1 protein-coding gene is annotated in these 323 nt (G+C 55.1%); it reads right to left on the reverse strand.

Annotation, left to right across the window (positions count from 1 at the left end; all coding sequences use genetic code 11):
- Positions 1-26: 26 nt before the first annotated feature.
- Positions 27-323, reverse strand: a 297-nt coding sequence (locus tag F8C76_RS19580; protein WP_211372217.1) for a PepSY domain-containing protein, incomplete at its 5' end; no start/stop codon positions are given.

Raw genomic sequence — 323 nt, forward strand, 5'->3', positions numbered from 1 at the left:
ACTGTCTTCCACCAACAGGATGCGCATCAGTCGTCACGCTCGTCATCAAGAACCTGGCCGGTGCGGGCATCCATCTCAATCTCACGGACCACCCGGTCTCCGGTCAGTAATTCAATCTCATAGATCAACTGGCCATCGTCGCGCTCCAGTTCAACCTCCAGCACACGCCCTTGTGGATAGCGCAGCTTCAGGGTTTCCAACAAAGAGGAAAACGCCACAATTTCGCCCTGCTGACGTAACTGCAAGGCCTCATCCTGGCTAATGTCATCAGCCGCACTGGACAATGAACACACGCAAAGCAGGGCGACAAGTATCGCCCTGCT

This window comes from Flagellimonas olearia, from assembly GCF_009184425.1.
GTDB lineage: Bacteria > Bacteroidota > Bacteroidia > Flavobacteriales > Flavobacteriaceae > Flagellimonas > Flagellimonas olearia.